The organism is Mycolicibacterium neoaurum ATCC 25795, assembly GCF_000691525.1.
Classification (GTDB): domain Bacteria; phylum Actinomycetota; class Actinomycetes; order Mycobacteriales; family Mycobacteriaceae; genus Mycobacterium; species Mycobacterium neoaurum.
The window spans coordinates 210436-219410 of sequence record NZ_JMDW01000002.1; the positions used below are offsets into that span (position 1 = coordinate 210436).

Here is an 8975-nt window from a genome sequence, read left to right on the forward strand (position 1 = left end):
TCCCGGTCAGGAAGGACGGTCCCATGACCACCCATGCCGATGCGCCAACGACAGGCCTCGCCACCGACATCCCGGCGGTCGTCGCACGAATGCGTGCCACCTATGCCACGGGCCGCACCCGTGACCTGGAGTGGCGGCGCAGGCAGTTGCGCGCGCTGGAAAGCCTGGTCGTCGACAACGAGGAGGCCATCGCCGCGGCGCTGAAGGCAGACCTCGGCCGACAGCCGTTCGAGGCTTGGCTGGCCGATGTCGCCAGCACCGCCGCGGAGGCCGCCGACGCTGCCAAGAACGTCGGCAAGTGGGCCAAGCGCCGTTATCGGCTGTTGGAATTGTCCCAGCTGCCCGGCATGGGATGGGTCGAGTACGAGCCCTACGGCGTCGTACTGGTCATCGGCGCATGGAACTTCCCGTTCGCGCTCACCCTCGGTCCCGCCGTCGGCGCCCTGGCCGCCGGTAACACCGTCGTGCTCAAGCCCTCGGAGTTGGCGCCGGCGTCCTCGGCGTTGATGGCCGAACTGGTGCCCCGCTATCTCGACCAGGACGCGGTGGCGGTCATCGAGGGTGACGGCATGGTCAGCCAGGAACTGATCGACCAGGGCTTCGACAAGATCTGCTTCACCGGCGGTACCGAGATCGGTCGCAAGGTCTACCAGGCTGCCGCGGCCCACCTGACTCCGGTGACCCTCGAACTCGGCGGTAAGAGCCCGGTGATAGTCGCCGCCGATGCCGATATCGATGTCGCGGCTCAGCGCATCGCCTGGACCAAACTGATCAACTCGGGCCAGATCTGCATCGCCCCGGACTATGTGCTGGCCGATGCCTCCATCCGTGACGAACTGGTCACCAAGATCAAGGCCGCCGTGCAGACCTTCGAAGCCGAGGCGACCGGTGGTAAGCGCATCGTCAATCGGCGGCATTTCGACCGGCTGGCCGCCGCGGTGGCAGCGACCGAGGGCGAGGTCGTCATCGGCGGCGGCTCGAATCCGGACGCCCTCGAGCTGGATGCGACCGTCGTCGTCGATCCGTCGCTGACCGAACCGTTGATGACCGATGAGATCTTCGGTCCGATACTGCCCATCGTCACCGTCCAGAATCTCGACGAGGCAATCGAATTCGTCAATGCGCGACCGAAGCCGCTGGCCGCATATCTGTTCACCAAGGCCAAGGCGGTCCGTGAGCGCGTCATCCGCGACGTGTCCTCCGGCGGCATGGTGGTCAACCACCTGATCTTCCACTTCGCCACCACCAAGCTGCCCTTCGGTGGGGTCGGGCCCTCCGGCACCGGCGCCTACCACGGTCGCTATGGCTTCGAGGAGTTCAGCCACCGAAAGTCGGTGCTCACCAAGCCCACTCGGCCCGATCTGGGCAAGCTCATCTACCCGCCCTACACCGACAAGGCGTGGAAGCTGGCCCGCAAGCTCTTCTGAACCGGCGACCCGGGTCCCGACGGCCCGGTCCCGCGCCGTATACAGAGATGGATCGTCTGGACAGCTGAGCCAGTCAAGCGTGTTGAGAGAGGAATCCCATGCCCGGAGTGCAGGATCGTGTTGTCGTCGTCACCGGAGCCGGTGGCGGTCTCGGTCGTGAGTATGCCCTCACGCTGGCCCGTGAGGGTGCCAGCGTGGTGGTCAACGACCTCGGTGGTTCCCGCGACGGGACCGGCGCGGGCCACAACATGGCCGACCAGGTGGTCGAGGAGATCAAAGCGGCCGGCGGCCGTGCGGTCGCGAACTACGACAGCGTCGCCGAGCCCGAGGGCGCCGAGAACATCATCAAGACCGCCATCGACGAATTCGGCAAGGTCGACGGTGTGGTCAGCAATGCCGGCATCCTGCGCGACGGCACCTTCCACAAGATGACGTTCGAGGCCTGGGACGCCGTGCTCAAGGTGCATCTCTACGGTGGCTACAACGTCATCCGTGCCGCGTGGCCGCATTTCCGTGAGCAGAGCTTCGGCCGGGTCGTGGTGGCGACCTCGACCAGCGGTCTTTTCGGCAACTTCGGGCAGGCCAACTATGGCGCAGCCAAGCTCGGCCTGGTCGGCCTGATCAACACGCTGGCTCAGGAAGGCGCCAAGTACAACATCAAGACCAATGCCGTCGCACCGATCGCCGCAACCCGGATGACGCAGGACATCCTGCCGCCGGAGGTCTTCGAGAAGCTCACGCCCGAGTACGTCGCTCCCGTTGTCGCCTACCTGATGACCGAGGAACTGCCCGACACCGATTCCATCTTCATCGTCGGCGGTGGCAAGGTGCAGCGCACCGCACTGTTCCAGAACGAGGGCATCACCTTCGGTGAGGTTCCTTCGGTTGACGATGTGGCCGACAAGTGGGGCGAGATCACCGATCTGTCGGCTGCCCAGCAGGCCAGCTTCAAGCTCGGATGAAAGCGCTTGTAGCACAGGAGCTCACAGGGCCGGCCGGGCTGGTCTACACCGATGTCGAGGATCCGGCGCCGAGCGATGACGCGGTCATCGTCGACGTAGGGGCCTCCGGGGTGTGCTTTCCGGACCTGTTGTTGACCCGCGGTGAGTACCAGCTCCGGTTGGAGGCCCCGTTCACACCCGGCCTCGAGGTGGCCGGCACCGTCCGGTCGGCCCCGGCCGAATCGGGTTTCACTGTGGGGCAGCGGGTTTCGGGCTTCACCATGATCGGCGGATACGCCGAACAGGTCGCGGTGTCCCCGGACTCGCTGCAACCGGTACCCGACGGCATCGACGATGCCACCGCGGTCTGCCTGCTCGGCAACTACACCACCATGTTCTTCGCACTGACCCGCCGCGGCGCGCTGCAGGCCGGGGAGACGGTGCTGGTGCTCGGGTCCGGTGGCGGTATCGGTGTGGCCAGCATCCAGCTGGCCAAGGCGCTCGGCGCCAAGGTGGTCGCGATGGTGCACCGTCCCGACGCGATGGACTTCGTGGCCGGGCTCGGCGCCGATGTCGTGCTCCCGCTGGGCGACGGCTGGCGCCAGGCGGTCCTCGACGCCACCGGCGGTCGCGGTGTCGACATGGTCGTCGACCCGGTGGGCGGCGACGCGTTCGATGATGCGGTGCGGGTGCTGGCACCCGAAGGGCGACTGCTGGTCATCGGATTCGCCGCGGGCGGCATCCCCACCGTCAAGGTCAATCGGTTGTTGCTGCGCAACATCAGCGTCGTCGGCGTCGGCTGGGGCGAGTTCGCCAGGGTCACGCCCGGGGCCGGTGCGGAGATGGCGGCCGGACTCTCCAAGTTGGTCGAGGATGGGTTGCGCCCGCCGGCGCCGGTTCGGTACCCGCTGTCGGAGGGCGCCGCGGCACTGCAGGCGTTGGCCGACGGCAAGATTCACGGCAAGCTGGTCCTGGAACCGTAGTGCACGGCCTGCGCGCACTGGCGTTCGACGTCTTCGGCACGGTGGTGGACTGGCGCTCCAGCATCATCGCCGAGCTGCAGTCCTTCGGAGTCCGACATGGGCTGCAACGGGATTGGGCGTCGTTCGCCGATGCGTGGCGGGCAGGCTACGCACCGGCGATGGATCGGGTGCGTCGCGGCGAGCTGCCGTGGACCCGCATCGATGACCTGCACCGCGCGATCCTCGTCGATCTGCTCGGTGACGTCGCGGTGGCCGAATCCGATATCGACGAGCTGAATCGGGCCTGGCATCGGCTGGTCCCGTGGCCGGACTCGGTGGCGGGATTGCAACGCCTCAAGCAGCGGTTCGTGATCACCACGCTGTCCAACGGGAACGTGTCGCTGTTGACGAACATGGCCAAGGGTGCCGGGCTGCCCTGGGATTGCGTGATTTCCGCCGAGCTGTTCGGCCACTACAAGCCGGATCCCGAGGCGTATCTCGGCTGTGCGCGGCTGCTCGATGTGGCCCCGCACGAGCTGATGCTGGTGGCCTGTCATCCCAGTGACCTGCGCGCGGCACGAGAAAGTGGCCTGCGAACGGGCTACGTCGTCCGGCCGTTGGAACAGGGATCCGGCCGCCCCCTGCCCGAGGTCGCCGATGCTGAATTCGACGTCATCGCGCACGATTTCATCGACCTCGCCCACCGGTTGGGTGCCTGAACATGGGGACGCTCGGCATCGTCGCCGTCGCATTGGTGATCGCCGTCGGCCTGGTCGGCATCATCGTGCCGATCCTGCCGGGTGGGTTGCTGGTCATCGGTGCGATCGGTGTCTGGTCCTATGTCGAGGGCACGACCACCTCGTGGGTGACCTTCGGTGTCGCCGCGACACTGTTCGTGGTTTCCGAGATCGTCAAGTACACCTGGCCGGTGCAGCGTATGCGACGGGCCGAGGTGCGTACCTCGGTGCTGGTCGTCGGAGGCGTCGCCGGCATCGTCGGTTTCTTCGTCATCCCGGTGATCGGATTGCTGATCGGATTCGTGCTCGGGGTATACCTCGCCGAGCTGGCGACCCGCCGCGACCCGACCCGTGCCTGGGCCTCGACGGTGCACGCGCTCAAGGGTGTCGCCCTCTCGGTCGGTGTGGAGCTCACCGGCGCACTGCTGGCAACGATCTCCTGGGTTGTCGGAGTGCTGGTCAGTTAGTCAGCCGGGCCCGTAACCGGGCCAGTTCGTCATCGGTGATTCCCGCGGATTGCAGGAAGCCAGATACCGATCCGTAGCGTGCGTCGCGCGCTCGATGCGCGGCCTCGAGATACTCCTCGCGCACCCCGAGCACCGCGTCGGTGAGCCGCGCCTCGATGAAGGTCAGCGCCGCCGGGTCCTCGCCGGCGCGGGCCTTCACCGATTCCATGATGCTGTCCCGCAAGGGGTCGATCGCATCATTGCTGCGCAGGAAGTCGGTCATGATCGCGTCGCGCGGTACCCCGACCGCCTCCAGCACGGTGGCCACCGTGAAACCGGTCCGATCCTTGCCGGCGAAGCAGTGCGCGATGACGGGGCGGCCGTCGGCCAGCAGCGAGATGACCTGCCGCACCGCCACCTGCGCACCGGTCAGCGCGGGGAACTCCTCGTACACCTCGGTCATATAGCGCTTGGCCGCCTCGGCGACGTCCTCCCCCTCGGGGGATTCGGACATCACTCGTTGGAAGGTCGCCTCGTGCGGGGCATCCTGGGCGGAGTCATCCTCGAAGTGGAACGGCAGGTGATGAAGCGCGACACCGGCGGGCACCTGACCGGCACCGCGACGCTCGAGCTCACGGCGTGACCGCAGGTCGGCGACATCGTTGATGCCGAGCGTCAGCAGCGTCGACCGACCCTCGTCGGTGAGCTTGCTCAACTCGCTGGACCGGAACAACAGTCCTGGCCGAATGCCGGCGGACTCGGCTACATCGCGAAAGTTCCAGGCTCCAGTCAGTTCCACGATCTCTACTGTGTCACAGCGTGTTCGAGGGGCGGCAGGCCGCCGCCGCGAACGCGGACTTCTCCTTGCCGAGCTCGGCGCGCGCGATCGTCCGCATGTGCACCTCGTCGGGGCCGTCGAAAAGTCGCATCGCGCGGTGCCAGCCGTAGAGGCGGGCCAGCGGGAAGTCATCGGACACCCCGGCGCCGCCGTGCACCTGGATGGCGCGGTCGAGCACATCGCAGGCGACCTGCGGCGCCACCGACTTGATCTGTGACACCAGGACGTGGGCGGCCTTGTTGCCCTCCTTGTCGATCGTCCAGGCGGCCTTCTCGCACAGCAGCCTGGCCTGATCGATCTCGTTGCGGGACTTGGCGATGGACTCACGTACGACACCCTGCTCGGCGAGCGGTTTGCCGAACGCGATGCGGGTCTGCACGCGGTCGATCATCAGCGCCAGGGCGCGTTCGGCCGCGCCGAGGGCGCGCATGCAGTGATGGATACGACCCGGGCCCAGCCGCGCCTGGGCGATGGCGAACCCGCTGCCTTCCTCGTGCAGCAGGTTCTCGGCCGGGACCCGGACGTTGTCGAAGACGATCTCGCAGTGCCCGTGCTGGTCCTGCCAGCCGAAGACCGGCAGCGAGCGAAGGATGGTGACCCCGGGGGTGTCGATGGGTACGAGGATCATCGACTGCTGCTGGTGTGCGGCGGCATCGGGATTGGTGCGGCCCATGGTGATGAGCAGCTTGCAGCGCGGGTCCGAGGCCCCGGTAATCCACCACTTCCGGCCGTTGATGACGTAATCGCCACCGTCGCGCAGGATGGTGGTCTCGATATTGCGGGCATCGCTGGAGGCGACGGCGGGCTCGGTCATCGCGAAGGCGGACCGGATCTCGCCGTTGAGCAGCGGCTCGAGCCACTGGGCGCGCTGCGCCTCATTGGCGAAGAGGTGCAGCGTTTCCATGTTCCCGGTGTCCGGCGCGGCACAGTTGAGCACCTCGGGGGCGATCTCCATGCTCCAGCCGGAGAGCTCGGCGAGCGGGGAGTACTCAAGATTGGTCAGCCCGGATTCCGAGGGCAGGAACAGGTTCCACAAACCCGCGGCCTTGGCCTTGATCTTCAGCTCTTCGACCACCGGTGGCACCGTGTGGTCCTTGGGACCCTTCTCCTCGCGATAGGCGTGATAGGACTCCTCGGCGGGGAAGACATTCTCGACCATGAAGTCGGAGAGGCGCTTGTGGTAATCAGCGGCTTTGGCCGACATCGCGAAGTCCATGCCGCCACGATATGCCACTTGGTTAGATAAGTGAACGCGTGGGTCCCCATCGACGGGCTGATGTCACGGCGTGAGGCGAGCGCCGACGACGTCGCCGTCACAGCGGGGCGGCGGCGCCATTGCGGTCCGCGCTCCGACGCCGAGCGCGGCACGGATTTTCCAGTGTGGTGACGGCGAGTGCGCCGGCAAGCAATGCCAGGCCGATGACCGATCCGGCCACGGCGGTCCAACCGGCGGCGTCGAACGCCACACCGCCCAGCCAGCCCAGCGCACTGGATCCCGCGTAGTAGAAGAGGTTGTAGAGCGCGGACGCCTGCGCCTTGGCTGTTCCGGCGCGGGCGCCCACCCACCCCGAGGCGATGGCGTGGGCGCCGAAAAAGCCGGCCGTGGCGATGAGCAATCCGGTCAACACCATGACGAGTTCGGTGCTGATGGTCAGCGCGGTACCGATGACCATGGTCGCGATCGAGGCCAGCAGCACGGGTTTGCGGCCGAACCGGCCCGCTTCGGCGCCCGCCCGCGCCGACGCCCAGGTGCCGGCCAAGTAGGCCAGAAAGACCAGGCTGACAAGCGTCTGTGGCAGATCGTAGGGTGCGGCCGCCAGTCGGAAGCCCAGGAAATTGTAGAGCGCGACGAATCCGCCCATCAGCAGGAAACCCTGGCCGAAGAGTACGAGTTGTTGTGGTGAGCGCAGATTTTCGGCCAGCCTTGAGCCCAGTCCCTTGATATGGGCGGGTCGGAAGCCCTGCGCCCGCGGGGCGAGCTTCACGAAAGCCATTGCCGACAGCGCACACAGCACCGCAACGGTGACGACCCCGATGCGCCAGCCGGCGAACTCGGCGACGGGGCCGGTGACCAGCCTGCCGGCCAGCCCGCCGATCGTGCTGCCGGCCACGTAACTTCCCGCCGCCCGCGCGGCGTGGCCGGGATCGATCTCTTCGGACAGGTAGGCAATGGCGATCGCCGGTACCCCACCCAGCATGAGCCCTTCCAGGAAGCGGCCGGCGAGCAGGAGGTCCGAGGTGGGAGCGAGGGGAACGAGTAGCCCGAGAAGTGTTGCTGCCGTGATGGATAAGGTCATCGCCTGGACCCGGCCGATCCGGTCGGCCACTGCAGCCCACGGAATGACGCCGACGGCGAGGCCCACCGTGGCGGCCGAGACGAGCAGGGCGGCGTGCGCGGCACCCGTGCCCAGGTCTGCGGCGATCATGGGCAGTACGGCCTGCGGCGAATACAGCTGCGCGAACGTCGCGACACCGCCGAAGAACAACGCGGCCAGCAGTCGTCGGTACTCCTTGGAGCCGCGCTGATGACCCGTCCAGTCGGTGGGGCTCAGGGTCGTCGTCACCCAGGCGAGACTAGGAGCGACCTCGCAATGTGTCTAATGTATGGACTGCTGTCAGATCATGCAGATTGCGCATGATGAATGAGACAAGCCTGGCAGCTGCCGGCGGTAGGTCTCCGTCGGGTCGCCAGGTCAGGCCCAGTTGACGCTTGGCGGTGGGCTCGGACAGTGGGATGTAGGCGGCTCCGCCGTCCATACGATCGGGGTGGGGGACCGGGACGACCGCAACGCCGAAACCGGCGGCGACCAGCCCCTCGACGGTCGGAATCTCCATGGCCTCGAAGACGATCGTCGGCGCGATCCCGGCCGCGGAGCAGAGCTCATCGGTCAACTGGCGCAGGCCGAAACCCGGCTGGAGTGCGACGAAGGGTTCGTTGCCCGCGTCGGCCAGTCGTAGACGGCTGCGACCGGCAAACCGGTGGTCCCTGGGGACGGCCAGGCACAGGCGCTCGCCGTAGAGCACCCGCCACGGAAAGCCTTCAGGCCTCGGCGAGGTGATGGCGAGGTCGACATGCCCTTTGTCGAGCCGATCGAGGATGTCGAGCGTGGCGCCCTGGAACAGTTCGAACTGAACATTGGGGGCCTCGGCGCGGAATCGGCGCAGCAGGTCCGGGACGAACCCGCCGGCTTGTGAGTGCAGGAAGGCGAGCCGCACGGTACCGGTGTCGGGATCCCGCAGGGCCGCTATTCGCTCTGTCGCGCTGGTGATTTCGGCGATGCTACGGCGTGCGTGGTCGAGCAGGATGGCGCCGTAGGTGTTGAGCCGGAGGCGGCGGTTCACGCGGTCGAAAAGCGGTGCTCCGATGCGGGTCTCCAGGCGGGCGAGGGCACGGGAGAGGGTCGGTTGGCTGATGCCCAATTCGGCGGCTGCATCGGTGACGTGCTCGGTCTCGGCGAGCGTCACGAACCAATGCAGCTCGTCGAGGTCCATGGCTGGAGTGTAGAGGCGTTTGCGCGGTCGCCGATGCCGTGGTGCGGACCCCTTGCGCAGCTTCCACATTCGGCGTAGTGTCGAACGTAAGTTCGAATGCGCCGCGGTTCCCGATCCTCGGATTCTGGTGAG

Annotated in this window: 9 protein-coding genes; 5 read left to right on the top strand and 4 right to left on the bottom strand. The window is 67.0% G+C overall.

Annotated features, from left to right (window positions below):
* The first annotated feature begins 23 nt into the window (after positions 1 to 23).
* The 5 genes from IC40_RS0101735 to IC40_RS0101755 all read left to right on the top strand — a co-directional run bounded on the left by IC40_RS0101735 (position 24) and on the right by IC40_RS0101755 (position 4534).
* A complete protein-coding gene (locus tag IC40_RS0101735; RefSeq protein WP_030133049.1) occupies positions 24 to 1427 on the top strand; it encodes an aldehyde dehydrogenase family protein in 1404 nt (467 codons plus the stop codon).
* A gap of 98 nt (positions 1428 to 1525) precedes the next feature.
* The gene (locus IC40_RS0101740) at positions 1526 to 2389 is read left to right on the top strand and encodes an SDR family oxidoreductase (protein ID WP_030133050.1); all 864 of its coding nucleotides are present in this window, start codon (positions 1526 to 1528) and stop codon (positions 2387 to 2389) included.
* A complete protein-coding gene (locus IC40_RS0101745; protein ID WP_030133051.1) occupies positions 2386 to 3351 on the top strand; it encodes an NADPH:quinone oxidoreductase family protein in 966 nt (321 codons plus the stop codon). Before IC40_RS0101740 ends, IC40_RS0101745 begins: the two co-directional genes overlap by 4 nt.
* Positions 3351 to 4049 carry a haloacid dehalogenase type II gene (locus IC40_RS0101750; protein WP_030133052.1) on the top strand — a complete coding sequence of 233 codons (699 nt, stop codon included), beginning with the start codon at positions 3351 to 3353 and terminating at the stop codon, positions 4047 to 4049. The genes IC40_RS0101745 and IC40_RS0101750 overlap by 1 nt, the downstream gene beginning before the upstream one ends.
* 2 nt (positions 4050 to 4051) lie before the next feature.
* Positions 4052 to 4534 carry a DUF456 domain-containing protein gene (locus IC40_RS0101755; RefSeq protein ID WP_030133053.1) on the top strand — a complete coding sequence of 161 codons (483 nt, stop codon included), beginning with the start codon at positions 4052 to 4054 and terminating at the stop codon, positions 4532 to 4534.
* Here the strand turns inward: IC40_RS0101755 and IC40_RS0101760 are convergent.
* The 4 genes from IC40_RS0101760 to IC40_RS0101775 all read right to left on the bottom strand — a co-directional run bounded on the left by IC40_RS0101760 (position 4527) and on the right by IC40_RS0101775 (position 8843).
* A complete protein-coding gene (locus IC40_RS0101760) occupies positions 4527 to 5312 on the bottom strand; it encodes a tyrosine-protein phosphatase (RefSeq protein ID WP_030133054.1) in 786 nt (261 codons plus the stop codon). The genes IC40_RS0101755 and IC40_RS0101760 overlap by 8 nt on opposite strands.
* Positions 5313 to 5325: 13 nt before the next feature.
* Positions 5326 to 6567: an acyl-CoA dehydrogenase family protein gene (locus IC40_RS0101765; RefSeq protein WP_030133055.1), complete on the bottom strand. Its 1242-nt coding sequence runs from the start codon at positions 6565 to 6567 to the stop codon at positions 5326 to 5328.
* 97 nt (positions 6568 to 6664) lie between these two features.
* A complete protein-coding gene (locus IC40_RS0101770; RefSeq protein ID WP_030133056.1) occupies positions 6665 to 7915 on the bottom strand; it encodes an MFS transporter in 1251 nt (416 codons plus the stop codon).
* Between the two features lie 10 nt (positions 7916 to 7925).
* Positions 7926 to 8843, bottom strand: a complete 918-nt coding sequence (locus IC40_RS0101775) for a LysR family transcriptional regulator (protein WP_030133057.1) — start codon at positions 8841 to 8843, stop codon at positions 7926 to 7928.
* Positions 8844 to 8975 lie beyond the last annotated feature (132 nt).

What these genes read in the sequence shown, in the direction of transcription:
- IC40_RS0101740 (WP_030133050.1), top strand. Translation starts at nt 1,526, where the DNA reads ATGCCCGGAGTGCAGGATCGTGTTGTCGTCGTCACCGGAGCCGGTGGC.
- IC40_RS0101765 (WP_030133055.1), bottom strand. Translation starts at nt 6,567, where the DNA reads ATGGACTTCGCGATGTCGGCCAAAGCCGCTGATTACCACAAGCGCCTC.
- IC40_RS0101755 (WP_030133053.1), top strand. Translation starts at nt 4,052, where the DNA reads ATGGGGACGCTCGGCATCGTCGCCGTCGCATTGGTGATCGCCGTCGGC.
- IC40_RS0101775 (WP_030133057.1), bottom strand. Translation starts at nt 8,843, where the DNA reads ATGGACCTCGACGAGCTGCATTGGTTCGTGACGCTCGCCGAGACCGAG.
- IC40_RS0101735 (WP_030133049.1), top strand. Translation starts at nt 24, where the DNA reads ATGACCACCCATGCCGATGCGCCAACGACAGGCCTCGCCACCGACATC.
- IC40_RS0101745 (WP_030133051.1), top strand. Translation starts at nt 2,386, where the DNA reads ATGAAAGCGCTTGTAGCACAGGAGCTCACAGGGCCGGCCGGGCTGGTC.